The 25,437-nt window shown below is 68.2% G+C and carries 27 protein-coding genes and 1 tRNA gene; 5 read left to right on the plus strand and 23 right to left on the minus strand.

The annotated features are described in order from the left end of the window. Nucleotides 1–18: 18 nt before the first annotated feature. Nucleotides 19–771 (minus strand): ABC transporter permease, encoded by a 753-nt coding sequence (locus ABT352_RS11390; RefSeq protein WP_350944442.1) that lies wholly within the window; start codon nucleotides 769–771, stop codon nucleotides 19–21. A gap of 80 nt (nucleotides 772–851) precedes the next feature. Continuing rightward, on the minus strand, nucleotides 852–1,814 hold the full coding sequence (locus tag ABT352_RS11395) for an ATP-binding cassette domain-containing protein (protein ID WP_350944444.1): 963 nt from the start codon (nucleotides 1,812–1,814) through the stop codon (nucleotides 852–854). A 100-nt stretch (nucleotides 1,815–1,914) separates the two neighbouring features. On the opposite strand from ABT352_RS11395, the gene ABT352_RS11400 reads away from it, so the two are divergent. Then, nucleotides 1,915–2,652: a TetR/AcrR family transcriptional regulator gene (locus ABT352_RS11400; protein ID WP_350944446.1), complete on the plus strand. Its 738-nt coding sequence runs from the start codon at nucleotides 1,915–1,917 to the stop codon at nucleotides 2,650–2,652. Nucleotides 2,653–2,714: 62 nt separating this feature from the next. On the opposite strand, the gene ABT352_RS11405 is transcribed toward ABT352_RS11400, so the two are convergent. The 8 genes from ABT352_RS11405 to ABT352_RS11440 form a co-directional block, all read right to left on the minus strand. Then, entirely contained in the window at nucleotides 2,715–3,455 is a 741-nt protein-coding gene (locus tag ABT352_RS11405; RefSeq protein WP_350944447.1) for an AAA family ATPase, read from the minus strand. A gap of 3 nt (nucleotides 3,456–3,458) precedes the next feature. Next, nucleotides 3,459–4,310 carry an aminoglycoside phosphotransferase gene (locus tag ABT352_RS11410; RefSeq protein ID WP_350944449.1) on the minus strand — a complete coding sequence of 284 codons (852 nt, stop codon included), beginning with the start codon at nucleotides 4,308–4,310 and terminating at the stop codon, nucleotides 3,459–3,461. Nucleotides 4,311–4,331: 21 nt separating this feature from the next. After that, nucleotides 4,332–5,231: a radical SAM/SPASM domain-containing protein gene (locus tag ABT352_RS11415; protein ID WP_350944831.1), complete on the minus strand. Its 900-nt coding sequence runs from the start codon at nucleotides 5,229–5,231 to the stop codon at nucleotides 4,332–4,334. Between the two features lie 666 nt (nucleotides 5,232–5,897). Beyond that, entirely contained in the window at nucleotides 5,898–6,215 is a 318-nt protein-coding gene (locus tag ABT352_RS11420) for a hypothetical protein (protein ID WP_350944450.1), read from the minus strand. Nucleotides 6,216–6,352: 137 nt separating this feature from the next. Then, a complete protein-coding gene (locus ABT352_RS11425) occupies nucleotides 6,353–6,640 on the minus strand; it encodes a hypothetical protein (RefSeq protein ID WP_350944451.1) in 288 nt (95 codons plus the stop codon). 33 nt (nucleotides 6,641–6,673) lie between these two features. Further along, on the minus strand, nucleotides 6,674–8,278 hold the full coding sequence (locus ABT352_RS11430; RefSeq protein WP_502992856.1) for a caspase, EACC1-associated type: 1,605 nt from the start codon (nucleotides 8,276–8,278) through the stop codon (nucleotides 6,674–6,676). Next, nucleotides 8,226–8,672, minus strand: a complete 447-nt coding sequence (locus ABT352_RS11435; protein ID WP_350944454.1) for an effector-associated constant component EACC1 — start codon at nucleotides 8,670–8,672, stop codon at nucleotides 8,226–8,228. Before ABT352_RS11435 ends, ABT352_RS11430 begins: the two co-directional genes overlap by 53 nt. A gap of 251 nt (nucleotides 8,673–8,923) precedes the next feature. Beyond that, nucleotides 8,924–9,559, minus strand: coding sequence for a hypothetical protein (locus tag ABT352_RS11440; protein WP_350944456.1), 636 nt, complete (start codon nucleotides 9,557–9,559; stop codon nucleotides 8,924–8,926). A 350-nt stretch (nucleotides 9,560–9,909) separates the two neighbouring features. Between ABT352_RS11440 and ABT352_RS11445 the strand changes: the two genes are divergently transcribed. Then, nucleotides 9,910–10,368, plus strand: a complete 459-nt coding sequence (locus ABT352_RS11445) for a transposase (protein WP_350944833.1) — start codon at nucleotides 9,910–9,912, stop codon at nucleotides 10,366–10,368. A 90-nt stretch (nucleotides 10,369–10,458) separates the two neighbouring features. Here the strand turns inward: ABT352_RS11445 and ABT352_RS11450 are convergent, their stop codons facing one another. Both ABT352_RS11450 and ABT352_RS11455 read right to left on the minus strand, forming a co-directional pair. Then, nucleotides 10,459–10,710 carry a DUF397 domain-containing protein gene (locus tag ABT352_RS11450; protein ID WP_350944458.1) on the minus strand — a complete coding sequence of 84 codons (252 nt, stop codon included), beginning with the start codon at nucleotides 10,708–10,710 and terminating at the stop codon, nucleotides 10,459–10,461. Nucleotides 10,711–10,734: 24 nt separating this feature from the next. Next, nucleotides 10,735–11,586: a Scr1 family TA system antitoxin-like transcriptional regulator gene (locus ABT352_RS11455; protein WP_350944460.1), complete on the minus strand. Its 852-nt coding sequence runs from the start codon at nucleotides 11,584–11,586 to the stop codon at nucleotides 10,735–10,737. A gap of 226 nt (nucleotides 11,587–11,812) precedes the next feature. On the opposite strand from ABT352_RS11455, the gene ABT352_RS11460 reads away from it, so the two are divergent. Together ABT352_RS11460 and ABT352_RS11465 are read left to right on the plus strand one after the other, a co-directional pair. Next, on the plus strand, nucleotides 11,813–12,103 hold the full coding sequence (locus ABT352_RS11460; protein ID WP_350944461.1) for a hypothetical protein: 291 nt from the start codon (nucleotides 11,813–11,815) through the stop codon (nucleotides 12,101–12,103). Continuing rightward, nucleotides 12,100–12,558 carry an ATP-binding protein gene (locus tag ABT352_RS11465; RefSeq protein WP_350944462.1) on the plus strand — a complete coding sequence of 153 codons (459 nt, stop codon included), beginning with the start codon at nucleotides 12,100–12,102 and terminating at the stop codon, nucleotides 12,556–12,558. Before ABT352_RS11460 ends, ABT352_RS11465 begins: the two co-directional genes overlap by 4 nt. 28 nt (nucleotides 12,559–12,586) lie before the next feature. On the opposite strand, the gene ABT352_RS11470 is transcribed toward ABT352_RS11465, so the two are convergent. The 7 genes from ABT352_RS11470 to ABT352_RS11500 form a co-directional block, all read right to left on the minus strand. Continuing rightward, a complete protein-coding gene (locus ABT352_RS11470) occupies nucleotides 12,587–13,360 on the minus strand; it encodes an enoyl-CoA hydratase-related protein (RefSeq protein ID WP_350944463.1) in 774 nt (257 codons plus the stop codon). Nucleotides 13,361–13,421: 61 nt separating this feature from the next. Continuing rightward, nucleotides 13,422–14,189 carry an ABC transporter ATP-binding protein gene (locus tag ABT352_RS11475; RefSeq protein ID WP_350944465.1) on the minus strand — a complete coding sequence of 256 codons (768 nt, stop codon included), beginning with the start codon at nucleotides 14,187–14,189 and terminating at the stop codon, nucleotides 13,422–13,424. Nucleotides 14,190–14,235: 46 nt separating this feature from the next. Continuing rightward, the gene (locus ABT352_RS11480) at nucleotides 14,236–15,231 is read right to left on the minus strand and encodes an ABC transporter permease (protein WP_350944466.1); all 996 of its coding nucleotides are present in this window, start codon (nucleotides 15,229–15,231) and stop codon (nucleotides 14,236–14,238) included. A 70-nt stretch (nucleotides 15,232–15,301) separates the two neighbouring features. Further along, nucleotides 15,302–16,405, minus strand: coding sequence for an ABC transporter substrate-binding protein (locus tag ABT352_RS11485; protein WP_350944467.1), 1,104 nt, complete (start codon nucleotides 16,403–16,405; stop codon nucleotides 15,302–15,304). Then, a complete protein-coding gene (locus tag ABT352_RS11490) occupies nucleotides 16,405–17,607 on the minus strand; it encodes an agmatinase family protein (protein WP_350944468.1) in 1,203 nt (400 codons plus the stop codon). The genes ABT352_RS11485 and ABT352_RS11490 overlap by 1 nt, the downstream gene beginning before the upstream one ends. Nucleotides 17,608–17,842: 235 nt before the next feature. Then, nucleotides 17,843–19,039, minus strand: a complete 1,197-nt coding sequence (locus ABT352_RS11495) for a nitric oxide synthase oxygenase (protein ID WP_350944469.1) — start codon at nucleotides 19,037–19,039, stop codon at nucleotides 17,843–17,845. 344 nt (nucleotides 19,040–19,383) lie between these two features. Beyond that, nucleotides 19,384–19,459: transfer RNA gene (locus tag ABT352_RS11500), tRNA-Asn, on the minus strand. Nucleotides 19,460–19,629: 170 nt separating this feature from the next. Here ABT352_RS11500 and ABT352_RS11505 point away from each other — a divergent pair. Then, on the plus strand, nucleotides 19,630–19,941 hold the full coding sequence (locus ABT352_RS11505; RefSeq protein ID WP_350944470.1) for a YtxH domain-containing protein: 312 nt from the start codon (nucleotides 19,630–19,632) through the stop codon (nucleotides 19,939–19,941). Between the two features lie 99 nt (nucleotides 19,942–20,040). Here the strand turns inward: ABT352_RS11505 and ABT352_RS11510 are convergent, their stop codons facing one another. The 4 genes from ABT352_RS11510 to dnaG form a co-directional block, all read right to left on the minus strand. Beyond that, on the minus strand, nucleotides 20,041–20,502 hold the full coding sequence (locus tag ABT352_RS11510) for a hypothetical protein (protein ID WP_350944471.1): 462 nt from the start codon (nucleotides 20,500–20,502) through the stop codon (nucleotides 20,041–20,043). Beyond that, a complete protein-coding gene (locus tag ABT352_RS11515; protein WP_350944472.1) occupies nucleotides 20,499–21,800 on the minus strand; it encodes an MGH1-like glycoside hydrolase domain-containing protein in 1,302 nt (433 codons plus the stop codon). Before ABT352_RS11515 ends, ABT352_RS11510 begins: the two co-directional genes overlap by 4 nt. Before the next feature lie 424 nt (nucleotides 21,801–22,224). Beyond that, nucleotides 22,225–23,361 (minus strand): RNA polymerase sigma factor RpoD, encoded by a 1,137-nt coding sequence (gene rpoD / locus ABT352_RS11520; RefSeq protein WP_350944834.1) that lies wholly within the window; start codon nucleotides 23,359–23,361, stop codon nucleotides 22,225–22,227. A gap of 166 nt (nucleotides 23,362–23,527) precedes the next feature. After that, the gene (gene dnaG, locus ABT352_RS11525) at nucleotides 23,528–25,378 is read right to left on the minus strand and encodes a DNA primase (protein WP_350944474.1); all 1,851 of its coding nucleotides are present in this window, start codon (nucleotides 25,376–25,378) and stop codon (nucleotides 23,528–23,530) included. Nucleotides 25,379–25,437 lie beyond the last annotated feature (59 nt).

A 25,437-nucleotide genomic window follows, 5' to 3' on the forward strand; every position in this document is an offset into this window, starting at 1 on the left:
GCGTCCCCTCCGGCCACCTCAGCGGGCGCGGTCGCGGAACAACCTGCCGGACAGCAGCGCCGAGACCAGCAGGAAACCGCCGCACCAGGCCAGCGCCTTCCACGGGTCGCTCCCCACGGGCCTGTCGAGCAGCAGGCCGCGCACGGACTCGATGATCGGCGTGGCCGGCTGGTTCTCCGCGAACCCGTGCAGCCACGTGGGCATGGTGTGGACCGGGACGAAGGCGCTGCTCGGGTAGGGCAGGAACATCACCGCGAAGGTGAAGCCGCCCGCGGCCTCCGGCGTCCTGGCCAGCAGGCCGACCACGGCGGAGACCGCGGAGACGGCCAGGACGAACACCACCAGGATGCCCGCCGCCGCGGCCCAGCCCGCCAGGTCCGCGTCCGCCCGGAAGCCGAGCAGGAAGGCGACGACGAACACGATGACGAGCGAGGTGAGGTTGCGCACGGTACTGGCGGCCACGTGCCCGCCCAGGAACGCCCCTCCGCCGACGTCCATCGACCTGAACCTGTCGACGATCCCCCGGCTCATGTCCTGGCTGACGGCGACCGCGGTCAGGGAGGCGCCGTAGGAGGCGCACATGACGAGGACGCCGGGGACGGCGTAGGTGACGTAGTCGGTGCCGGTCTGGATCGCGCCGCCGAACAGGTAGACGAACATCAGCATGATCATGACGGGCAACAGGAACGAGGTGATCAGCGCGTCGAGGTTGCGCAGCGACAGGCGGACGGCGCGGCCGGTCATGACCGGCCAGGCGACGAGCTCAGACACCGGCCCTCCTCCCCTCGCACCCGACGACGGGGCAGGACACTCGCCGCTCCTCGCTTGTCGAGACGTCCGTCGCCGTGAGGTCAGACACCGGCCCGCTCCCTGTCCGTCGGATTGTCCGTCAGGTTGTCCGTCAGGGCGAGGAACGCGTCGTCGAGCGTGGCGCCTCGCACGGTGAACCTCTCGACCGCGGAACGCCCGGGATCCACCTCGTCCAGCAGGGCGCGGATCTGCGCGGCGCTCCCGTCGGTGGCCGCCTCGACGGTGAGCCTGGCGGGATCGGCGTGCACGGCCCGCGCCCCGAGCAGGCGCGTCACCTCGGCGAACGAGCCGGCGTCGGCCAGGACGAGGTTCAGCCGCCAGGCGGCGACCCTCGCCTTGAGCTCGTCGGCGGTGCCCTCCGCCACCACCCGTCCGCCGTCGAGCAGCGCGATCCTGCCGGCGAGGCTGTCGGCCTCCTCCAGGTACTGGGTGGTGAGGAAGACCGTCGTCCCCGAGTCGGCGAGGCGGGTGATCACCTCCCACATCGCCTGCCTGCTCCGCACGTCGAGCCCGGTCGTCGGCTCGTCGAGAAAGATCACCGATGGTGCGCCGACGAGCCCGGCGGCCAGGTCCAGGCGCCGCCACATACCACCCGAGTACGTACCGACCCGCCGCTTTCCCGCCTCGACCAGGTCGAACCGCTCCAGGAGCTCGGCCGCCCTGCGGCGGGCCCCCGCGCGTGACAGGCCGGACAGGCGGCCCATCATCCGGAGATTCTCCTCGCCGGTCAGCAGTTCGTCGACCGCCGCGTGCTGGCCGGTCAGGCTGATGGCGCGGCGCACCCGGCGGCGGTCGCGGACGACGTCGAACCCGGCGACCGTGGCCCGTCCCCCGTCCGGCCCGACCAGCGTCGCCAGGGTGCGTACGGTCGTCGTCTTGCCCGCCCCGTTGGAACCGAGCAGGGCGTACACGCTCCCCCTGGCGACGCGCAGGTCGACGCCCTTCAGGACGGCGACCCTGCCGTAGGACTTGGTGAGGCCGACCGCCTCTATCGCTGCTTCCACTACCCCTCCTGTGTATGGCGTACGCTCTACTGTTTATGGCATACACGATATTGCGTAAGGTATACACTCGCAGAAAAGGACGGTCAAGCCCGGGAGCGCGATGGAAGTGCCGGAGAGCGTGGAGATCGCCTGGGGCCTGCGCGAGCGGCCCGGCAAGGGCCCCAAACGCAGCCTGAGCCTGGAGCACATCGTGGAGGCCGCCCTGCGGGTGGGCTCCGCGGAAGGGCTCGCCGCGGTCTCGATGAGCAAGATCGCCGCCGAGCTCGACGTCTCCACGATGGCGCTCTACCGCTACGTCTCGTCCAAGGGCGACCTGCTCATGCTCATCACGGACGCGGTGCTCGGCCCGCCTCCCCCGCTCCCCGAGCCGGGCGACGACTGGCGTCAGGGCGTCCACCGATGGGGCGCCGCCATGCGCGTCGCCCTGCAGCGGCACCCCTGGTCATTGCGCATCCCCATCACCGGGCCGGGGATCATGCCCAACCACGTCGCCTGGCTGGAGGCCGGGCTGCGCTGCCTGCGCGGCACCGGACTGGACGCGGACACGAAGCTCGCGGCGCTGTTGCTGGTCAACGGCTTCGTCAGGACCGAGGTGGCGCTCCTCGCCGACCTCCAGGACGCCCACCGCACCTCCCAGGTCACCGACGAGGAGGCGCTGTCCGGCTACGGCAGGTCACTCGCCAGGCTCACCGACGCCCAGCGCTTCCCCGAGATCCACGAGCTTCTCGAAGCCCGGGTCTTCGACAAGCCTGGCGGCGAGGACGACGAGTTCGCCTTCGGCATGGAACGCATCCTCGACGGCCTCACGGTGCTCGTCGCCCAAAAACCGCCCACCTGATCTCCGGCGCCCCTCACACCGACAGAAGCTGACCCCTCCTACTTCCGTGTCATGCCTTCGCATTAGTCAGTGTCGGTGGTCGTCCCCAAGGCGTACCGCAGATAGAAGTCTGGTTTGGCGAGGAAGCGTCGCCAGTGATCGACCAGTTGGAGCTTTTCCCACTCTGCGGCGCGGGTGCCGTAGTCGCCGAGCTCGATGATCTGCGCGCCTGGAAGGCTGGCGAGAATCGGCGAGTGGGTAGCGCAGATGATCTGCCCGCCTTCGTCTGCGACGCGAGCCATGAGACCGACCAAGCGCACGCATGAGTGAAACGAGAGGGCCGCTTCGGGTTCGTCCATGAGGTAGAGCCCTGGCCCGCTCACCATGCGTTCCAGGACGGTGAAGAATCCTTCCCCGTGGGATTGCTCGGTGAGGTCTTCCTCCCAGAACCCGTATCGGCCGGAGACGTTCTGTCCGAGGTTGAAGAGGGTTTCGGCACGGAGGAAGAATGCTCGGCGCTTGGTGCGGGGGCCACGTAGAAGACGGAGGCCGGTCGTCGTGAGTTCGGCGTCCATGACTTCCCCGAGGGGTGTGGGAGGTCCTGTGCTGGCGTATCGGGTGCCTGCCTTGCCGCCTGCGGAATTGATGCCGCAGACGTCGGCGATCGCTTCCATGAGGGTGGACTTCCCTGAGCCGTTCTCTCCGATCAGGAATGTCACGGGGGCAGTGAGACTCAGGCCGTGTTCGGAGAGGTGGCGGATGGGCGGCAAGGCAGCGGTCCACCCTGTAGGAAGGTGGTGGGTGCTCAGTCGGGTAAGTAGCACGCGCTACCGCCTTCCTGCGGGTTGGATCAGCCGGGCGGCGTGGGCGCGCACGAGGGCGGCGAGGGTTGGATAGTCGCCGCTTCGGCCGGCGCGGTCGAGAATGTGGGCGGCGGCCGACAGTTGCGCCAGGCGGCCGGTGGGGGTGTCAAGGAGGTCGGCGAACAGGTCGTGAACGTGGGCGGCGGTGTCGGGAACCAAGAGGCTGTGCAGGTAGAGCGTGGCTGCCCCGTAGCCGGCGGGGGCGTTGCCCCAATACTCCCAGTCGAGTATCCACAGGCGGGGGTATGTCAGGTTGGCCCAATGCAGATCGGTGTGTTCGGTCCGCGTGGTCGGGGGTGAGGGTAAGGCGAGCGGTCGGCGGTAGAAGGCTTCGACTCGCTGGGGTAGCGCGGACGGGTCGTGATCCCCTCGGTCGGTGGGATATACGGCGAGCGCTTCCATCGCGGTGCGAAGATCGCTCCACCAGGCGGCGGGCACGATGGGGGGCGCGGTGAGTTCGGGAGTGGCCGAACATGGTGGGTCTGGTACGTAGGTGAGCAGTTCGGCGTACATGGACACCGGCGGCTCGTCCCAGTCCACGCGGGCGATCACTGCGGGTTTGGGGACGTCGGTGATCGCTGAGGCGTCCTGATTGCCGGTCCATGCCTCGCCGTGCGCCCAATCGCGATGTTCGCCGGTCGCGCGCAGCCAGAGTGTGTCCGTGTCTGTGAGGGCAGGCGATCCGATGGTGCGGTCATGCCAGCCGAACACCGTTTCCCCGGCCGGAGAGACACCGAGTCTTTGTGCGCCCTCGGCGAGGATGCGGCGCAGGAACGCGCGCTGGCCGGATCCGGGGGCGCGGTGTTGGCTGCTCACGTTCGGTTCCTCTCCATGTCCCTACTTCGTGGGGCGGCACTTGTTGGGGTTGCAGCTCATCACAGGGTTACAGTTTCGATCCTTCGGCGCACATGGCCCGCATGAGTAGTTCGGCGCGCAGTTGCTGGACGGGCGGCAGTTGCTTTGAGGTCTACATGAGGGGCTACAGTCTGGGCTGCACGGGTCGGGGTTGCATGGCTTGCGCTGGCCGAATTCCCTCTGTAGCTCGTCGGTGATCTGCGCGAACGCCTCACTGGTGAGGATCTTCGCGAGAGACGCCTCTTGAACGTTGCCCGCCGGGAGCCAGCGCGAGAACACGCACGGCCAGACTTCGCCGGTGGGCGAGATCGCGATCTGTCGATCTCCGCAGTTGCCGCAGAGTTGCGCAACGCTGGGGCCGTCTCGCCGGGCACCGCGTCCGACTTCCCGGAGGTCGTCGTAGCCGATTTCGGAAACGCCAAGGCGTTCCAGTACGGCGATGCCCTGCTGTGTGCGTTGGCCGTCGTTGATACCGATCACTCCCGCGCGAAGCGGGATGCCGAGGTCCTGTGCGCGGGCGATGTTCTTTGTTGTGACCTTGAGCGTGGGCCGCTTGGTGACCGCCTCGTGCTCCTCGGCCTGGTCCGAGTAGTAGGAGGTGGCGAGTCGAACGCCAGGCAGTTGGAAGGTCTCCCACATGGCGGGAGTGACGTGAACGAGGTTGGTGTAGATCTCCACCTCCATGCCTGTGCTGAGGGCGTGACGAACGAGGTCCGACAGGCCGGGGTACAAGGTCGGCTCACCGCCGATGAATTGCCCCATTGTCGCGCCCGCCTCGCGTGTCTGTGTGATGACACGTCGCCAGTCGGCAAGGGTCATGGTGCCGTGGGTTCCGTCTGTTCCCGATGAGGCGTAGCAGTGAGCACAGGCAAGCTGACACATGCCGGTGACCTCCCACCACGCGAAACGGAGCAGGTTTGATCTCGTCAAGATGCCTCCTGCTTGAGCGTTGAAGGCAAGCTCTATGCCTGCCCTTCCGCGACACACCGGCACGGAAACCTAACCAACGCCCAGAGCGTAGGTTCCGACAGGAGGGAATCCCTAGTAACTGGTCAGCCAGACTTGTTCTGCTAGAACGGTTCCAGTTGTAGCGCGCGAGACACTAGAGACGCTTAATGGCTGAGGTTACGGGGTCGGGAGTCAGGCCGGCCTTGGCGAGGAAGTCTGTGGCGAGGGCGGGGCGATACGGCATCTGTTTGAGCCGGCCCTTGGTCGGGTCGGTCATGCTCAAGGTCACGGCGAAGAAGATCCCACTCTTTCCCTGCTCCTTTCACTTAAGATCCATTTGTCCCTATGTGTCACACCAGCCTGGCGGAGAGGGAGTCGGGACGCACCTAGTCCAGCGGTGCCGCCTGGCGTTGGGACGGCCACGGTTCCTATGACCATGCGCTCCTCCGCGCCAAGGAGTGGGCCGTGGAGAGCGAGCCAGCGGAGCGCCGCGACTCGCCGATCGCGGAGGCGTGCGCGGCAGGTGCGCGGGGGTCCTGCTCGACCTCAACCGGGGGCGTCGCCGTAGGGCGGCGGCTCGGGGGTAGCGGTCGTGCTACATCAACGCTGGGTGCGGCGTTGGTGGAGGTCCACAGCCGTGTCGAGGATGCCGTCGATGTCGGCGGCGATGCCGGGGTTCGTGTTGTTCAGGTACCGCACGATCGCCGCGCCCGCCGACGACACGGCTGCGGGAGGTACGGAGACCGTTTGGAAGAGTCGCGGCACTCCGTATATCTGGCGGAGGATCTCCTCCACGACGAACTCGTTGACCGGTCGCCCTTCGCCGCGGTGTCTGGCAGCGACCGCGTCGCTGAACGCCGCGAGGTCCTCGATCTCGCACCGATCACCCAGTCGCGGCGCGAGGAGCACCGCGGCCACCGAGATGAGGAAATCGTTGAAGGCGATTCTGTCGCTCGGTGATAGGGCTTCGTCGAGTGCCTTCGCCCTACGGTCCTTGAGGACGAGGCAGCGGATCTGGTCGCGAAATCGTGGTTCTACCCGCATTCCGGCGCCCCCTATTCGACGTGGGTGAAACTCATGAGGACGGCAAGCACGGCGTCCTCGAACGCCTCATGCTGGCCGACCTCGTCGGAACGGAAGAGCCCGTGCGGCCGCACTACGGCGAAGGCGCACCAAAGCCCCAGGTGGTGGTCCACATGGCCGACATGGAGCGTCCCCCCACCGTTGTCGAGGACGACGTGGACGGTCTCCTCGCCGGGGCGCACTTCGGGCTGCGGCCGGAGCGAGAACCGGTGGCGTTCGAGGGATTGCCGAAGTGCCATGCTGACTTCCGGTATCGCCATATGCACTCCCCTTTCTTCGAGGTTCGGTTCGGATCACTTCGTCTGGCGATGGAGTCTGGCGGCGCGGAGGCGGAGGTTCCCCGGACCGACGGCCTCGCAGTATCGGCGCGCCACGCTCGCGAGCTCGGCCTTGCGTGGCAGCAGCGCGATGAAGCCGGTGAAGACGCGCTCTCGTTCCGCGTCGTCGAGGGCCGCCCACTCGCCGTACGGCCCGCCGCAGGCGTCGACGAAGACGTCGAGGCACTGGGCCAACGCGAGTTCCTCCCTACCGTCCCAGTCGGCCAGCCATCGTTGTCGCTGTACCTCGGTGGCGAGACCGGCGATGGTGACGTCGGCCGCGGGCGCCGGACGCGCCGGTTCCGGCTCCTCACCGCTCTCGTCCCCGGACCCTCGGGACACGTCGATCCCGAGGCGGATGCGTTGCTCCAGTCCGGTCAGCCGTTCCTGTGCCGCCCCGTTGCCCCGGCGCGCGGCGAGGGTGTACCAGTACAACGCCTGGTCCCGGTCCTTGTACTGCTCTTCGTAGAGCTGTCCGAGGTGAAGCGGGGCGACCGGGTCGCCAGCCTCAGCGGCTTTCGCGTACCACTGCGTCGCTTCCGAAAGCGCCGCACCGTCGACAGGGCCTGGCTCGATACCCTGCATCCTCGCCTGGACCAGGCCCTCGGCGATCTGCCCGAGCCGGTTCATCGAGGGGGTGTGTCCGGCCGCGGCCGCGGCGCGATACATCGCGGTGATCACAGGCAGTCGCTCGACGCCCTCCTTGGTCTCCCTGCGGTACGCCTCACGGTAGACGGTGTCCGGGTCGGCACCGGGTTCGGGCGGTGCTTCGGGGGTGTTGTTACGGGCGAACACCCAGTTGGCGGCGTAATCTTCGATGCGGCGGCGTGGCTCGGGGCAGCCATTCCCGACGAGCCGGTCGGCGACCACGCCGAAGATGTGATCGAACGTGAGACCGGCCGGTCCGCCGCGGATCCCCTCGTACACGGTGTCCACGAGGGTCTTGGTGAAGTACGTCTGCGCGTTGGGGACGTCCTCCTTCTCGTGCCAGGAGAACTCGAACGCGCTGCTGCTCATCAGCAGGTACGCGCCGGCCACCGGGGGCAGGCGGTCGGCGGAGAGGCGGCCGTACTCTTCCGCGGCGAGCCCCGCGTGGCAGCAGTCGAGCACTGCGATCTTGACCGCGGCCCGGCTGGCGCGGAACGCGTCCCGCACGGCCTCGAACGGCAGCCCCGTGGCGGCCGCGAAGTTCGCATCGGCCCTTGTGTCGCCCACGGTGAGGCACAGCCGCTCGCGATGATCGTAGATGCCGTGCCCGACGTAGTAGAAGAACGCGACATCCGTGGCCGCGATGAACGCCTCGATGAGCTCGACATGGATCCTGCCGAGCGTGGGGCGGTTGGCGAACCGCACGACGGACTCTTCAGGCCACGGGCCGCACACCGGGTCCAGGAGCAGGTCCCGCATCCGATTGAAGCTGCGTTCGACGGCAGGCACCTGATCGACGGCAGGGACCTGATCGAAGTCCGTGTAGTCCCAGGTGCCCATGAGGACCGCACGCGACCGAGAGTAGTCCCGGCCTGCCAGGTCAGTCATCGCGGAGCAGGCGGTCAGTGATCTCAAGGACCTTCTGGGGGTCATCGAGGTTCTCGCCGGTGACGGTCACGGACCGGTCTCCCCGGGTCGCCGTCACAGTCACGGACGACCGCCGGGACCTGATGAACACCGGCAGCGTCCGGATCGCGACAGCGAGCACCGCCGAAGAGGGCACGAGCAACTGCAGCACCTCGGTGACACCAAGCTTGCCGTCATCCGGGCCGGAGCGCCTTCGGGTGACGATCACATCCGGGATGGTACTGAGACGGCGGAACAACGGACCGACATCGGCCGGCTCGGAGACCGTCAGGACGACTTCGAACGGTGCCTCGGCAGCGTCCACGGGGGTTTCGGGCTCCTGTGGGGAGATCGGTTCAGGCATCGGGGCTTCCAGATCGCTGGTCCACTCAGTCCATATGCCAGCGTTCCACGCAGGCATTCGTCCCGTGAGCATCTTCAGCCGGTCGGCCGGGCATGACGTCCATCGCCGCCTTGGTGCTACACGATGACATCGATCAGGCCAACGACCGGGCTCACGGAAATGTCAGGAGGCCGATCACGGCCATTATGCGACGGTCATCGCCCCGATCCCGCGCTTCCGCCCTCGTGCGTCGCCGCACCACGGTGGACGTGGTCCGCGGTCACGTCCTCGATCAACCGCTCACACACGCTGCGGAGCAGAGAATCCGCTCAGCTTTCTACCCGCCGGTTTCGGTTGTAGTAGATCGCGACGTCCTCTGGGGCGTGCAGGCGCATATCCTCGCCGTCGGCGCTCACCATGTAGACCCACCCGGGCGGGGCGGAATCGGGTTTCGTGAGTTTGAAGGGGCCTTGTCCGTTTATCGCCCACACCGTGCTGCCGAGGCCCACGGTGTGACCGTCTTTCGTGCGATAGCTTGAGGTCATATGGAAGTCGTACCATTGTTCCTGTTGCCCCGCCGCCCTTTCGCGGAACTCTGAGAGGAAAGATGAGGGGCTGTCAGAGTGAGGACGAGAGGGAGAGGGCATCGGGGCGGAAGCGCGGAGAGCCCACCGAGAGCAGGATCTGTGGGTGGAATCTCGCTCGACGGTGTCGAGGGCGAGACGGAAGTCATCGCCGGTCCACCCGGATGGTCGAGGTTTTCCTATGTCGAAGGCATACTCTCTGGTAATTGCGTTTCCACTCTTCTCCCGGTCCGTTTTAATATGCCGGACTGCCTCGACGATGCTCTTCTCGGGAATTCCGGCGAGGTAATACTTCCTAATGATATAGAACTTTCCTGTGGGGATGTTTCCTTCGTCGGGAAGACAGGTCTCGCTGTCGAGGTTTGTCGGGACGAGGTCCATGCCGGGAGTCGCGGGGTCACTCCCAGCAGGATGACGCGGATGAGATCTTCCACCCGGGCGGTGGCTTGGGCTTCGGTGACGTTCGGCCCATCATTCATTGATGACTCCTTCTTGCAGCCACCGAGCCAGCCGGTCATCGCCAGTGCGGTGAGAGCCGCGAATGCCTAGAGGCCTTCAATGGTGAGGGTTATATGGCCTGGCCTCGGCGTGGGCTGGCAGCTGGTCATCGCGGTGCCACCTGGGGTGCATGAGGTATCCCGATGGCGGTGGCTTGACCGCCGAGCAGCGATTATGCCGCGAGCAGGTGAGGATGCAAGCAGCCGACCGGTTCACCAAAGGCGCGGCCGCGGCTGGTCTACCGGCTCCGGACTCACCGGGGACGCAAGGGCGAACGCCGGGGGTTCTCCGAGGCCGACTACGCCGCCCTGTTCGACGCCGCTCACCAGCAGCTCGGCGGACCGCTCGTGGTGGTGTGGGACAACCTCAACGCTCACACCTCCGCCCAGATGCGACGCCTGATCACCGCCCGCCCGTGGCTGACGGTGTTCTACCTGCCTGCCTACGCCCCCGAGCTCAACCCGGTCGAGGGCGTGTGGGCGCATATGAAGAAGAGCCTGGCCAACCTCGCCATGCGCACCGTCGATCAGCTGATCACTCTGGCGAAGAACCAGCTCAAACGGATGCAGTATCGCCTCGCCCTCGTCATAGGCTTCCTCGCCAAGACCGGCCTGGACTTCCGCCCCCCGCAACCTCAGCCATTAAGCGTCTCTAGGCAACGAAAAAGGCCCTCCCGAATGAGAGAGCCTTGATCGAGATTGGAGCCGCTTGCAAGGTACCGCCGTGTGGACTGTCAGGACAGATCGTTGAACTCACCGTCTTTTGTCCTAGCCCCGAAACAGTTAACCTCGTAGCTTTTTCGGAGTGAACTCACCTTGCTGCATGCCAATGATAAACGCTTGCCATTCGTCTGGAGTAAAGGCAAGTACCGGGCCATGCGGGTCTTTGGAGTCGCGGACAACGAACAGTTCCGTCTCGCCCGTCTTATGGTCGGACAGGGTCGTGTCACCTGGGATTACCGCCACTTCGACACAGCTAGCCCCGCCGTCGCCGCTGGCGGAAGATTTCACCCATCGAGCCGATGAGAGGTCCATCTCGGGGGCACCTCCTACTTCGTGCTAAGAAATTTCGTTCACCACTCGCGCAAGCAAGGCTCGTGAATCATCTGGGCTGAGCGCTCGGGCACGAAGGTGATCGAAAAGACTGACGTAGGTGTCAACGTCTGGCGCTTGCTCCAGGTAGAGAGAGCCTCGCCGGTACTCAACGTACACGACGCTTGGATCACCGGCGAAAGCCAGCAGGTGATAGGCCCCGTGCATGGCTGGATGAGCCCCAGCGCTGAAGGGAAGCACCTGAAGCGTGATGTTGTTGAGCCGCGATGCCTGGGTGAGCCTATCGAGTTGTTCGCGCATGGTCTCAACTCCTCCCACCATCCTACGCAAAGCCCCTTCTCCGATCACAGTCCATAGCTCCGGCGCATCGCTTGCCAAAAGTCGTTCCTGGCGCTTGAGGCGAACCGCGACCCGCCGGTCGATCTCCTCGTCGGACGGCACGATCAGTTCGGCTTGGAAGAGCGCCCGCATGTAATCCTCGGTTTGCAGCAGCCCGTCAATCTGCTCATTTTCCCAGGTGCAGATCTTGGATGCTTCTTCCTCCAGTCCCACGTAGACCTCGAACCACTGGGGGATGGCTCCGCTGTATGCCTGCCACCATCCCCGTCGGCGGGCGTCACGGGCCAGCGTCATAAGTACCTCGCGTCGTGGCTCCTCGACACCGTAAAGAGTCAGCATCATCGCCACGTCTGCGGGACGTGCGGCGGCTGAGGCATTTTCGATCTTCGTGATGGTGCTCGGTGCCACGCCAACATACGCGGCGACTTCGTCTCGACTTTTGCCGGATTTGCGGCGTAGTTCTCTTAATTCAGCGGCGAGCCGTCTACGGCGAATGGTCGGACTCGTCCTGCTCGTCACCCTTGCCTCCATGTATGACGATATACATTCCCAGGGAACATCGAGTTTCGGAACAGTTCCGCCGGAACGGTTTACAACGCGTTGTGCCGAGGGCACGATCAGGTTAGCGAGTCATCCGGAACGCGGGGGTGACTGCGTCAGTTTCCCCTGCTCAAAAAAGCGACCCGTCAAGCCGCTGTGGACGTGCTTGACGGGTCTTGATCGCACATCTGGAGGTGCACGATCCATGGGTAACTCTATGACCGCTCGGAGTACGGCACGAAATCACCTGGAGCAGCGGTACATCCACCTCGTCCGCATGGCGTGGGATCTCCGCTGCCTGGGCCTGGGGGCAAGGCTGGAGGTCCCGCAGCAGATCGAGCCGTACCTGCTCGTGCTGGGCGCGAAGCGAGAGCTGCGCGTGGTCATCCTCACGGAGAGGGGCTGGGTCTTTCGCTGGGGTCGCGGCAAGGCCGGGCGGGTCGACGTCCTCAACGAGAAGGCGGCGCAGATCATCCTTCTTAAGGCGGCCCTGTGAGCCGGGAGGGCGTCTACAGCGCGGTGGAGGCGATGTTCCGGCGCTGGGACGGGCTGTGCATCGTGGGCAGTCGCAACTTCGCGGGCGAGAGGCAGTCGGCGGGGCGGGCTCGTGCGTGGGTGAGGGACCTGCTGAGCGCTCATCGCGTCTGGGGGGATGTCCTGGACACCGTGACGCTGCTCGTCAGCGAGGTCGTCACGAACAGCATCCTGCACAGCGACTCGGGCAGCGATCCCGATGGGGTGATCATAGTCGTCGTGGGGCTGGGCAACGGCGCGGTCCACATCGAGGTGATCGACCGGGGTTCGGCGGTCAACGTGCCGAAGATGCGGCCGACCGATGCGGAAAGTCTCAGCGGGCGGGGCCTGGACTGGGTGGACGGCCTGTCGGATGGCTGGGGGTCCGATCACGACAAGGAGATGGGGCGCGCGGTCTGGTTCAGGGTGAAGACATGATGACGGCCGGGCCTACGAGGCCGCAGGACTACAGGGGCGGGAAGTCAGGGGCGCGGCGTTCGACGAAGCTGGCGACACCCTCGACGAAGTCCGGCCTGGCGAAGGACTCGGCCATCAGGTGCTTCGCGGCCGACTCCGACGCCTCTAGGCTCTGCTGCCAGTCACCCCAGACCTGACGCTTGATCACCGCCATCGAGGCCGGGGAGCTGTGCGTCGCGAGCTCGCGGGCGTAGGCCAGCGTCTCCTCCATCAGCCTCTCCCCCGGCACCGACCGGCCGGCCAGGCCCAGCTCGTACGCCTCGGCGCCGGTGAAGGTGCGGCCAGACAGCAGCAGGTCCATCGCCCTCGCCTGACCGGTCAGGCGGGGCAGGACCCACGACATGCCGTACTCGGCGATGAGGCCGCGCCGGGCGAAGGCGGTGGTCCACTTCGCCTCGGCGGCCGTGAAGACCAGGTCGCAGAGCAGGGCGTGGACCATGCCGAGCCCGGCGCAGGCGCCGTTGACGGCGGCGATCACCGGTTTGCGGATCGTGGTCGGGAAGGTGGTGGGACGCGGGTCGGGCTGCCCCGCGTAGGAGCCGTCCTGGAGGGCGGTGAGCGTCTGGAAGTCCGCACCGGCGCAGAATCCCCGCCCCGCGCCGGTGACCACGATCACCCGGACCTCGGGGTTCTTCTCGGCCTCGGCCAGCTGGTCGAAGTAGCGGCGGCCCATCTCGTCGGTCCAGGCGTTGAGCCGGTCCGGGCGGTTGAGGGTCAGCGTCAGCACGCCCCGCTCGATCGACGACAGCACCGGATCGACCATTGCGCATCCCCCTCGACAGCCCGCCGGGGACTCCCCGCCCGGAGAGTCACAGAATATCGTTCTACACCTTCTCCCTCTCCGGCGTCAGCATGTGCGAGCGGACCAGATCCTCGACCGTCGCGCGCAGGCCGAGGAAGGAGGAGGTGCGCTTGACGGTGAGCGCCCGGTAGGCGGGCAGGTCGATCGGCACCTCGGCGGCGACCCTGCCGGGACCGCAGGCGAAGACGAGCACCCGCTGGGCGAGCAGGACGGCCTCCTCCACGTCGTGGGTGACCATCAGCACGGTCGTGCCCGTGTCGCGCCACACCTGGCGCAGGAAGAGTTGCATGTCCTCCTTGGTCTGTACGTCCAGCGCCCCGAACGGCTCGTCGAGCAGCAGCACGGCCGGCTCGCACGCGAGTGCCCTCGCGATCGCCACCCGCTGGCGCTGCCCGCCGGACAGCTGCCGGGGCAGCGCGCCCGCCAGGGACGACAGTCCCACCTCGCCGAGATACCAGCGGACCCGCCGCTCCCGGTCCGCCCTGGAGATCGGCAGCAGTCGCAACCCGAAGGCCACGTTCTCCGCGACGGTGAGGAAGGGGAACAGCGCGCCCGACTGGAAGACAAGCCCGCGCTCGGGACCGGGACCGGTGACGGGCGCTCCGGCGAGCGAGACGGATCCCGCGCTCGCCGGGGTGAGCCCGGCGATCAGAGAAAGCAGCGTCGACTTGCCAGAGCCGCTCGCCCCGACCACGCACACGAACTCGCCCGGCTCCATCGACAGGTCGATGCCGTCCAGGACGCGCGTGGCGCCGTAGTCCTTGGCCACGCCGCGCAGTACGAGGGTCATGCCGTCCACCTCCCGAAGCGGTCGCCCAGGACTCGTGACTCCGGCCTCACGCCACCCACCTCCCGAGACGATCGCGCAGCAGGCGCAGCGCGACGTCGATCAGCAGGCCGACGATCCCGATCACGACGAGCACCGCGAAGATCTTGTCGGTCTGCAGGAACCGCTGCGCCCGGACGATCCGGTAGCCGAGCCCCGACTCGGCGGCGATGAGCTCGGCCACCACCACGAAGTTCCACGCGGCGGCGGCGTTGATCCGCGCCGCGTCCACGACCGCCGGGAGCGCGTACGGCCAGGTCACCTTCCTGAGGATCTCGCCGCGCCTGGCACCGAGGGTCGCCGCGGCCTGGCCCAGCTCACCGGGCACCCGCCGTACGGCGTCGGCGACCATCAGCGTGTTGAAGAACACCACGCCCAGCACGAGAATCGCGATCTTGGAGGGTTCGCCGAGGCCGAGCCAGATGATGAGCAGGGGGATGAACGCGGCGGCCGGCATGTATCGGAGCAGGCCGACGGCCGGTTCCAGCAGGGCCAGCGCCACGGCCGAGGTGCCCATCGCGACGCCCAGCGGCACCGAGATCAGCACCGCCAGCCCGAAACCGGTCCCGACCCTGCCGAGACTGGCGAGGGTGTCGTCGAGCAGCTGCCCGCTGCCCAGCATCTCCGCGAACGCCTCCAGGACGGCCAGCGGGGAGGGCAGGAAGGTGGGGTCGACCAGCCCCGCCGTGCTGACGGCCGCCCAGAGGGCGAGCGGGACGAGCACGGAGGCCGCCCGCAGGCCCCAGCGGGCCCGGAGAGACGGACCTCCCGCTCCGGAGCGGTTCTTGCCGATGGAGGCGCCGGAGCCGGGAGGGCGTCTTCTCAGCCGTCCGGGGCGGTCCGAGCGCCGGGGCAGCGGCTCCCAGGCCCGCCGTTCCTCGTCGGGGGGCGCGGCGGCGGGCTCGGCGGTCCGCGCGCTCATGAGGGCCTCGACCTTCCGGGTGGCGAGCAGGGCGAACTGGACCCGCCCCGGCCACAGCCGGTCGTCACCCGGCGTTGTCTCCATGTCGGTGCTCCCGCTCTGCCGGCTTCCACCGCTCTCACCGCTCTGACAACCCTCACTGCTCTCACGGTTCTCACGGCTTGAGACTTCTGACGAATTTCGGTTCGAACAGGCCGTCCAGCGACGGCTCGGTGTCGGCCAGGCCCGAGTCGACGAGGAACTTCGCGATCAGGGATGCCTGGTTGTCGAGGTGGTCGCCGGTGTCGCCGGGTTCGAAGGCGGCGAGGTTGTCCTCCAGGGAGAAGATCGTGGTCCCCGCGTCGTAGCTCGTGTAGTCGGCCTCGCTCACCCCCGCCCGCTTGGCCATGATCGCGGTGGCGTCGGCCCTGTTGGCGGCGATCCACTCCAGGGTCTCGAACCAGGTCTTCACCAGTGCCTGCACCTCCTGCGGCCGTTCGGCGACGAGCGAGGCGGCCACCACCAGGTGGTCGGGGATGGCGCCGGGGAAGTCCTTGGAGGTGGCGATGGCCGTGGAACCCGGCAGTTCCAGCGCGGTGGTGGTGAAAGGGGCGAAGACCCCGACCGCGTCCACCTGGCCGGCCTTGAAGGCCGCGGCGGCGGCATCGGTCGGCAGCGGCTTGAAGGTGACGTCCTTCTCGGTGAGCCCCGCCTTCCGCAGCGCGAGCAGCAGCAGGTAGTGGTCGACCGTTCCCTGCTCGGCCGCGACGGTCTTGCCCTTCAGGTCGGCCACCGTCGAGATGCCGGACCTGGCGATGATCTGGTCGTTGCCGGTGGAGTTGTCGTTGACCAGCACGATCGTCTGCTTCGCCCCGCCGGACACCGAGGCGATGGTGTCGTTGAGCGTCTGACTGTTGGCGTCGACGTTGCCGGTGGCGAGCGCCGTCAGGCTGTCGGTGTAGCTGTCGAAGTACTTCAGTTCGACGTCGAGGCCGTTCTTGGCGAACAGCCCCTTCTCCTGGGCGACCTGCCAGGGGAACCAGCCGGGCCAGGCGGAGAAGCCCAGTGTGAGGGTCTTCTCGCCGCCGGAGGCGGCGGGCTCGGCGGCACCGCCCGGGGTGGAGGCGCACGCCGCGCAGGCGGCGAGGAGGAAGAGAGAGACGAGCAGGCGAAGCGAGAACGGAGCGCGGGACGAACGAAACGCCCCGAGCGACCCGGTCCGGCCGGGCGGCCTGGACGAAACAGGCCGGCGGAGGGTGAGAGGCGGGCGGCGGAGCATCAGGAGGCTCCCTTCCTCGTGGGCAGGTGCCCGGAACGGACCAGGCAGCCGAGGGTGTCGCAGATGACGCGGGTGGCGATCAACGAGGTGATCTCCGCGTTGTCGTAGGGCGGCGAGCACTCCACGACCTCGATCCCGGCGAGCGGCGCCGCGTCGGCGATGATCTGGATGAATTTCAGGACCTCGCGCGGCAGGAAGCCACCGGGTTCCGGCCAGCCGGTGCCGGGGACGAACGCGGCGTCCAGGCAGTCGACGTCGAAGGAGAGCCACACGGCCTCGGCGTCCTTCCAGGCGACCTCCAGCGCGCGCTCGGCCGCCGCCTCGATGCCCATGTCCACGCAGTCGGTGACCGTCATGATCGTGGTGCCGCGCTCGCGGCCGACCTTCACCCCCGGCCGGGGCGCCTGCCAGCCGCCGATGCCGATCTGCACCAGGTTCTGCGGCGGCACGTTGGGGATGTCGGTCGCGTGGAACCACGGCGTGGTGTGCATGCGCTCGTCGAGGTCGGTCTCCTGGGTGTCCACGTGCCGGTCGAAGTGGATGATCCCGAGGTTTCCCGAGAGGTGCTCGGCCACGCCGCGCACGGTCGGGTACCCGATGGAGTGGTCGCCGCCCAGGACGACGGGGAAGGCCCCGCTGGAGTAGACGTGCGAGACGGCCTTGGAGATCTGGTCGAAGGTCTTCTCGATGTTGCCGGGGATGGTGAACACGTCCCCGAGATCGGCCATCGTGATCGACTCGCGCAGGTCCACTCCCAGCTCGAAGCTGTAGGGGCCGTACAGGGCGGAGATCTTCCTGATGCCCTGCGGTCCGAAGCGGGTGCCCGAGCGGTAGGTGGTGCCGCCGTCGAACGGCGCCCCCAGGATCGCCACGTCGTACTCCCCGCAGCGCCGCACGTCCTCGACGTACGGGGCCTTGAGGAAGGTGTTGATCCCGGCGAAGTGCGGGAGTTCTCCCCGGGAGAAGGTCGGGATGCGCCGGTCGACGATGGAGTCGGCGCCCTGCAGGCCCACCTCCAGGGCCCAGGCGACCTCGCGTTCCCAGTTGGTGGTGGGCAGTTCGGCCTCGCGGTCGACGGCGAAGCGGGCCTCGGGGCCGTACCTGTCGGGCGCCGAGGGCGCCGAGGGTGCCGAGGGTGCCGAGGGTGCCGCGGACGAGGGGCCCTGGCGGGCGGGGTCGGAAGCGGACGGGTGCCAGTGCATGGAGCTCCGATCAGCTCGGAACCCGGCCGGAGGGCAGCCGGGGTCGGCCGGCCTCCCGGGCTTTTGTCCCGCCGTGGAACGGCCACGCGGCCGCCTGCACCTCTCGGACCAGTCCCGCGCCGACGCCGTACGGCCTCACGGTCGTGACATCCGGCGTCGGCGGCGGCGGAACCCTAGGTGCGCCCCACCATGAGGTGGGTCACTGCAAGTGCATCGCCGGTACGTTTCCCCCGGATTAACCCCCCGTTGCAGTCCGGTGACCGAGTGCACGCTCCAGGGAGTCCGGGTGGTGGACGAAGTTCGGTGACAGCTGCCGGTCCTCGTAGTAGCGGTGGAAGACCGGGGTGGCCGAGGCCGAGATGGGGGGCACGATCCAGGACCAGTCTGCTGGGCAGACCCGTCCTTCCTTCTCCTCGCGTTCCAGATGCATCAGGAAATGTCTGGACTCGGTGTGGTGGTCGGTCATCGTCACCCCGGCCCGTTCGAAGGAGTGCAGGACCGCCACGTTCAGCTCCACCAGCGCGTAGTCCCGCCAGAGCGAGCGGTCGCTCTCGACATCCAGGCCCATCCGCCGGGCGATGACCGGCATCAGGTCGTAGCGGTCGGCGTCGGCCAGGTTGCGGGCGCCGATCTCGGTCCCCATGTACCAGCCGTTGAACGGGGCCGCCCGGTAACAGATCCCGCCGATCTCCAGGCACATGTTCGAGATGACCGGCACGGCGTGCCAGCGCAGTCCCAGCTGCTCGAACCACGGGTAGGCGGGGTGTGAGAGCGCGACCTCCAGCACGGCGTCGCCGGGGATCGTGGACAGCAGCGGAGGCCCGTCCCCCATCGAGATCGCCAGCGGGAGGACGTCGAAGGGACTTCCCGGCCCCCCTGCCCAGCCCAGCTCGCGCAGCATCGCGGTGAAATCGGTGTAGCGTGGATCACCGACGACCGAACCGTCCTTCATCGCGTATCCGGCGTAGCGGATGAGCTGCTCGTTCCAGATCCTCGGCCCCGGAGCCCCCGGCCGATCGGGAGGGAACACCGTGATCGTCGGGCGGATCCTGCGGTTCGGCGCCGCGTCCCGCAGGTGGTTCACGCACTCGACGGCGACCCCCTCGGCCGTGGTGACGTGTCGCCGGTCGCGCACCCGCAGCGAGCGCCAGTACAGGCGCCCGATGCACCTGCCGCTGTTGCGCCAGGCCACCCTGGCGCCGAAGATCAGCTCGCCGGGAGTGTGCGTGTACGTTCCGGTCCCGGCGATCTCCTGCCGGACCTCACGCAGGCGTTCCCGCAGGGTTCCCGCCCCGGGGTTCTCGGCGTGGAAAAGCCTGAGGTAATCCTCGGCCGCTGCCACGTCGACCGGGGGCACCTCGGGAACGCCCCTGGAAACACCGTCGGGAACACCGTCGGGAACACCGCCGGGAACACCGTCGGAAATGCCCACGGGCCCGAGTACACCGGGGACGTCGCGCATCGAATCCGGCGTACTCCGCCGGGACCTTCGCCAGGTCAGCACAGAAAAACCACCCATTGTGGCTCACGGGCACGGCGACCGTTCCGGGCGGCGCGGTGCCCTCGACGCGGCGGCCCTTCCCCGCTGCGATCGCTGTTGTCCGCGGCAGCCGCGCACCGGTCCGCCCGCCAAGATCATGGCGGCGCCGGGCGTGGCGTTCCCTATTTTCTGGGATTCACAGTGGTTTGTCCGGCGAACTGGAACGCGGGAGGCCGACTGAATCAGGACAGAAGACGGCAAAGGCCCCGGAAGCTGGGCTTCCGGGGCCTTTCAACTGGCTCCCGCGATAGGACTCGAACCTATAACCTGCCGGTTAACAGCCGGCTGCTCTGCCGATTGAGCTACACGGGATTGCGCTTCGCGCTGGTCGGACCGGGTGTCCCCCGTTCCTTGCGGCGCAGGAATAGATTAGCGCACTCCGTGGGTGTGTGTCGCATCGATACTCCGGGGTAGGGGCGAGACGAGGCGATCCGCGAGTGATCACAGGACAGGGTCCGCGGAACATGTTTGTGGAGGTGGACATGCGTTATCGACTGATGCTCGGAGTGGGATTCGCGGTCGGCTACATCCTGGGGAGCCGCGCCGGCCGGGAACGTTACGAGCAGATCAAGCGACTGGCCCAGCGCGTCTCCGACAACCCCGCCGTGCAGGAGACGGCCGGCCTGATGGGCGCCAAGGTCTCCCAGGCGACGGATGTGGCGAGGGCCAAGGTGAGCGACGTGGCCAAGAACCGGCTGCCGTTCCTGCGCTCGGCCAACGGCTGGCACAGCGACCGGCACGACGACACGGGCACCGGCTGGCCGGAGAACCAGAAGACCAACGCACCCTACTGATCTTCCTGCCGCCGCTCCGTCGGCGGCCACGGGCCGAGCACGGCCCGTCGGTGCGAAGGGCCCCTACGGGGGCCTTTCGCGTGTCCGGAGGCCGATGTCTCAGACGCCGAAGCTTCGGCGTGTCTCCTCAAGCGCCTGCTCCGCGAGGGCACGCAGGCCGGGATCGTCCGGGTCGAGGCCGGCGTCGAAGACGAACTCCCAGATCAGCCGGTCGGCGTCGGCCTTCCTCGCCACCAGTCGCACTCCCCCGCGCGCGTCCAGCGGAACGTAGTGGTTGACCACGATCGAGGCGATCACCCGCTCCCGCACGGCCTCGGGGATCCGGCCCGGCTCGGGCAGCAGCGCCCGGTGCGAGCGCCCGTCGGTGGTGGTGACCGTCAGCCCCTCCTCGTCCCACACCCCGCGATCCACCTGGAACCAGGGCACGCGCTCGCCGCCCAGGTAGAGGGCCTTGTCCGCGGCGATCACGTAGCCGTCGGGACCCTCGGCGTAGGCGAGCACCCGGTCGCCGGGGACGGCGGCCGCGCGGACCTCGGGGGGCATGCGATTGAAGAGCTTCACCGCTCCACGGTATCCGCCAGCAGGTCGAGGGTGAGCGCCGCCGACCAGGAGAAGTCCCGGCTGCCCCGCCCGCTGCCGTCGAAGGGGTCGAAGCACTCGCGAAAACCGGCCTGCCGTACGAGGCGCAGGGTGCCCGAGCCGAGCACCCGCACCAGCCCTTCCAGGCCGTGCACGGCCGCCGCCCGGCGCAGCAGCCAGTTGGTGTTCACCCAGGACGGCCCGCGCCAGTAGCAGGACCGGTCGAACTGCGGTGCGCGGATCTCGCAGCTCGGCACCGGATATCCGGCGGCCCCCATGAAACGGGCCGACTCCAGCACGCTCACCAGATCCGCGACCCGCTCGCCGGGCATCCCCTCGTCGAGCATCGGCCCGAAGCCACCGACCGTGCACACGGGACTGAGCCGGTCGCCGCGCAGGTCGCGGGCGCGGAAGACCCCGCCGTCCCAGAGGCGTTCCAGCAGCGCCGCGCGGATCCGCTCCACCGCCTCCCGGTGCGGGCCCGCGTCCGCGCCCGCGACCGGGGCCAGCTCGGTGAGGGCCTGGCAGGAGGCGAGCCAGATCCCGTTGAACATCGGGTCCTCGACCGCGAACGGGTGCTCGTCCCGCAGATAGGCCGGGTCGTAGCCGGAGTCCCGGCAGCCCAGGGCGAGCGCCATGTAGCGGTCCTGACGACTGTCGATGCGCCGCTCGGAGGGCTCCTCGCGCCGCCGGTAGGCGGGACGGACCGGGGGCAGCGCCTCCAGGGGCGCGTCCCAGGCGGGGCTGTCGTCCATCCCCGACTCCCACGGGTGCACGATCGCGGCGAGCCCTCCCCCGCCGAGGTCCCTGCGGGTGGCGAGGTAGTCGTGCTGGGCGACCAGCATCGGATAGAGCCGCCGCACCAGGGCCACGGCCGTGTCGCGGTCGGCCGCGTGCCGCCATATCCACCACAGGGCGAGCGCGTGCAGCGGCGGCTGCGTCAGCCCCGAGGTGCACACGGCGCGGGGGGAGGCCGGGTGCTCCCGGGATCGCCAGACCGAGGGGCCGGGGAAGTATCCGTCCGCGTGGACGGGGTGGAAGACGATGTGCGGCACCATTCCGGTCGCCCACTGCCCCGCCAGCAGGCTGATCAGCTCGGTCCCCGCCCTGCGGGTGTCCCAGCGGGCCAGGCCGATCGCGACGAAGGTGGAGTCCCAGTTCCACTGGTGGGGGTAGAGGCCGGGCGCGGGGACGGTCGCGGACCCCGTCCAGTTCGCGTCGAGCACGGACCACGCCTCGCGCCCGAGCGCGGCGTCGTCGACCGCCGCTCGCGACTCCATCCGCCCAGTCTGCGCCTGTATCGCCCAGGAGAACAGCCCGGCCCCCCGAACGCGCCGAACAGGAACGCCGTACGCCCCGGAAAACCGGGGCTTTTGGAGTGATCACCACGACAGGAATCCCTGGTGATCGGCGCCGGACCACCGCACCGGCACGAACCGGGGAAGCGGGGAAGCGGGGAGCCCGGATGATCCGCGCCGGACCACCGGAAGGATTCCCTCGGCAAGGCGAGAACTCCAGGTGACCGGTACCGGACCACTGGAAAGGTCGCCCCCGGGGAACCCTCAGGGAAACAGGGACTCCAGGTGATCGGCGAGAGCGGCACCGGCCCGGAGAGAGGGCGCCCTGACGGTCACGGTGGCGAGGTCGGCCGAACGGCGCGGGCCCCGGGAACGGAGGTTCCCGGGGCCCGCGCCGTGTGGCTCCTCAGTCGAGGTAGTCGCGAAGCGTCTGCGCCCTCGTCGGGTGCCTGAGCTTCGCGAGGGTCTTCGACTCGATCTGCCGGATGCGCTCGCGCGTCACGCCGAACTCCCTGCCGACCTCCTCCAAGGTGCGGGGATGTCCGTCCGCGAGCCCGAAGCGCAGCTGGATGATGCGCTGCTCACGATCGGAGAGGGTCGCGAGGATGTCGTCGAGCTGGTCCTGCAGCATGATGAAGGCCGCGGCCTCCATCGGCACGACCGCGTCGGCGTCCTCGATGAAGTCTCCGAGGTCGGAGTCCTCCTCGCCGATCGGCGACTGGAGCGAGACCGGCTCCTGGGCGATCCGCTGGATCTCGATCACCCGGTCGATCGGCAGGTCCATCTCCAGGGCGATCTCCTCGGGCGCGGGCTCGCGGCCGAGATCCTGGTGGAGCTGGCGCTGGACCCGTACCAGCTTGTTGATCGTCTCGACCATGTGCACCGGAATCCGAATGGTGCGCGCCTGGTCCGCGATGGCCCTGGTGATCGCCTGGCGAATCCACCAGGTGGCGTATGTGGAGAACTTGTAGCCCTTGGTGTAGTCGAATTTCTCGACCGCCCGGATGAGCCCGAGGTTGCCCTCCTGGATGAGATCCAGGAACAGCATCCCGCGTCCCACATATCTTTTGGCGATTGACACGACCAGCCGCAGATTGGCCTCGATCAGCCGCTGCTTGGCCCGCGTGCCCTGCCAGGCGAGCTCCTTGAACTCCGGGAAGACCATGCGTGAGACGACGCTGGTCAGCTTGTCCTCGGCGAACAGGCCCGCCTCGATGGACTTGGCGAGCTCCACCTCCTCCTCTGCCGTGAGCAGGGGGACGCGACCGATCTCCCGCAGGTATATGCGGACAAGATCGCTGGTCGGGGCCCTTTTTCCGACGTCCTCCTCATCGGCCCGGGCGGGCTCCTCATCGCCCTGGGGCTCAAGAACCTCCACTCCGTTCTCGGCGAGCATCCGGACGACGCGTTCGAGCGCGTCGGACGGCAACTCGGACTTGTCGAGAGCGGCGGCCACGTCATCGACCGTGACGCTTCCGCGCTCTCTTCCCTTCGTGACGAGGTCGGCCACCTGGTCTACCGATGGCGGCCCACTTGGCAGCACCGATGCACCCACGGGAGACAGTCTGCTGTATTGGGTCCCCTAAATGGCAGACCTATTTTTGTCACCGAAGGTAAGGCGACGATCATTATCGGATCGAGACCTTATTCGGGTTTGGTGTAATCAGTGCGCGGATATTAATGCCATTTATGCCGTCAGCTCCCGGCCGTCAGCTCCCGGCCGCGCGCTCCCTGAGCACGCGCCGCTGGTGCTCCAGCGCGACCAGCTCTCCGAACAGCCGGTTGTACTCCTGCTGCTCGTCGACCGGGTTCGTCCGCTCCATCCTCGACTTGAGCCGCTCGATGGCCCGCGTCACCGAGACGAGCTCCAGGGCCGCCAGCATCGCCGAGGCGTAGCGCTCCTCGCTCGCCAGGTCGGCCCGCAGCTCCTCGACGGCGAACCGGGTGACGACCCCGCGCAGGGAATCTTCGGCCCCGCGCAGCAACAGGTCGACCCACTCGCGTCCGCCCTGCCCCGCGGCGGCGGTGCCGCCGGAGTCGACGATCAGCCGGTAGAGGGCCGTGTGCTCGGCGAGTGTGAACGCCTCCGCTCCCAGCGCCTCGAAGCCGGGGCCGAGCAGCGCGGGACGCTGCACGGCCAGCCGCAGCACCTCCGCCTCGGTCCGCACCCCGGGGTCGGTGAGGTCGGCGACCTTGCGGGGTCCCGCGGGGCGCTGGGCGCGCGGCTGGGCCGCCGCGGAGACCTCGGCGATCCGGTCGAGGACGAACTGCTCGTTGTTGAAGCCCAGCCACCGGTCGAGGTCGACGGCGTACAGCCGGCGCAGCGACCTGTCCTTGATGCCGGCCACGATCGGGGCGGCGGCGTCGAGGGCGGAGAGCCGCCCCTCGTTGGTGCTCCCGTCGTAGCGGGAGATCACGCTGCGGATGGCGAAGGCGAACAGCGGCTCGCGCCCGGCGATCAGGTCGCGCACGGCCGCGTCGCCCTGCCTGACACGCAGGTCGCACGGGTCGAGGCCGTCGGCCTGCACGGCGACGAAGGTCTGGGTGACGAACTTCTGCTCGTCGGCGAAGGCGCGCAGGGCCGCCTTCTGGCCGGCCGCGTCGCCGTCGAAAGTGAAGATCACCTCACCCCGCGACCCCGACTGGTCGAGCAGCAGCCGCCGGAGCACCTTGATGTGCTCCTCGCCGAACGCGGTGCCGCAGGTGGCCACCGCCGTCGGCACGCCCGACAGGTGACAGGCCATCACGTCGGTGTAGCCCTCGACGATCACGGCCTGGGAGCGCTTGGAGATCTCGCGCTTGGCCAGGTCGACCCCGTAGAGGACCTCGCTCTTCTTGTAAAGCGGGCTTTCCGGGGTGTTCAGGTATTTCGGCCCGTCTTCGGCATCGTTCAATTTCCGTGCGCCAAAACCGATGACGTCTCCGGTTATGTCGCGGATAGGCCAGACCAGCCGTCCCCTGAAACGGTCGATCGGGCCACGCCGCCCCTCCTTCGCCAGGCCGCCCTTGATCAGCTCCGCGGTGGTGAAGCCCTTCGCCATCAGGTGCCGTGAGAGGGCCTCCCACTCGGCGGGGGCGTATCCGACGCCGAAACGCTCGGCGTCGACCCGCTCGAACCCGCGCTCCGACAGGAACCTGCGCCCGATCGCGGCGTCGGGGGCCGAGAGCTTGGAGGCGTAGAACTCGGCCGCCGCCCGGTGCGCCTCGATCAGGCGGATGCGCTCGCCCTGCTCGCGCCCGGGGACGTAGCCGCCCTGCTCGTAGCGGAGCTGGACGCCCGCCCGGTTGGCGAGCCGCTCGACCGCCTCGCCGAACGACAGGTGCTCCAGACGCCGGACGAAGGTGATGACGTCACCGCCCTCGGCGCAACCGAAGCAGTACCAGTAACCCCGGGTGGGGGTCACGTTGAAGGACGGGCTCTTCTCCTCGTGAAAGGGACAGAGCCCCTTCAGGTTGCCGCCGCCGGCGTTGCGGAGCTGGATGTGCTCACCCACGATGTCGGCGATCGGCGAGCGCTCCCGTACGAGCGCGATGTCCTCATCACTGATCCGGCTTGCCACGCCGCGAGTCTAGTCCGGCCTCCCGACAGATCGGGGCGGGGAGCCGGGCCCGCCCCCGC

The organism is Streptosporangium sp. NPDC000563, from assembly GCF_040299985.1.
Taxonomy (GTDB): domain Bacteria; phylum Actinomycetota; class Actinomycetes; order Streptosporangiales; family Streptosporangiaceae; genus Streptosporangium.

Coding starts and splice junctions, on each gene's coding strand:
- ABT352_RS11400 (WP_350944446.1), top strand. CDS start 1,915: ATGGAAGTGCCGGAGAGCGTGGAGATCGCCTGGGGCCTGCGCGAGCGG.
- ABT352_RS11415 (WP_350944831.1), bottom strand. CDS start 5,231: ATGTGTCAGCTTGCCTGTGCTCACTGCTACGCCTCATCGGGAACAGAC.
- ABT352_RS11480 (WP_350944466.1), bottom strand. CDS start 15,231: ATGGAGACAACGCCGGGTGACGACCGGCTGTGGCCGGGGCGGGTCCAG.
- ABT352_RS11490 (WP_350944468.1), bottom strand. CDS start 17,607: ATGCACTGGCACCCGTCCGCTTCCGACCCCGCCCGCCAGGGCCCCTCG.
- ABT352_RS11515 (WP_350944472.1), bottom strand. CDS start 21,800: ATGGAGTCGCGAGCGGCGGTCGACGACGCCGCGCTCGGGCGCGAGGCG.
- ABT352_RS11470 (WP_350944463.1), bottom strand. CDS start 13,360: ATGGTCGATCCGGTGCTGTCGTCGATCGAGCGGGGCGTGCTGACGCTG.
- ABT352_RS11430 (WP_502992856.1), bottom strand. CDS start 8,278: ATGACCCCCAGAAGGTCCTTGAGATCACTGACCGCCTGCTCCGCGATG.
- ABT352_RS11425 (WP_350944451.1), bottom strand. CDS start 6,640: ATGGCGATACCGGAAGTCAGCATGGCACTTCGGCAATCCCTCGAACGC.
- ABT352_RS11450 (WP_350944458.1), bottom strand. CDS start 10,710: ATGGACCTCTCATCGGCTCGATGGGTGAAATCTTCCGCCAGCGGCGAC.
- ABT352_RS11475 (WP_350944465.1), bottom strand. CDS start 14,189: ATGACCCTCGTACTGCGCGGCGTGGCCAAGGACTACGGCGCCACGCGC.
- ABT352_RS11435 (WP_350944454.1), bottom strand. CDS start 8,672: ATGCCTGCGTGGAACGCTGGCATATGGACTGAGTGGACCAGCGATCTG.
- ABT352_RS11505 (WP_350944470.1), top strand. CDS start 19,630: ATGCGTTATCGACTGATGCTCGGAGTGGGATTCGCGGTCGGCTACATC.
- ABT352_RS11460 (WP_350944461.1), top strand. CDS start 11,813: ATGGGTAACTCTATGACCGCTCGGAGTACGGCACGAAATCACCTGGAG.
- ABT352_RS11485 (WP_350944467.1), bottom strand. CDS start 16,405: ATGCTCCGCCGCCCGCCTCTCACCCTCCGCCGGCCTGTTTCGTCCAGG.
- ABT352_RS11440 (WP_350944456.1), bottom strand. CDS start 9,559: ATGGACCTCGTCCCGACAAACCTCGACAGCGAGACCTGTCTTCCCGAC.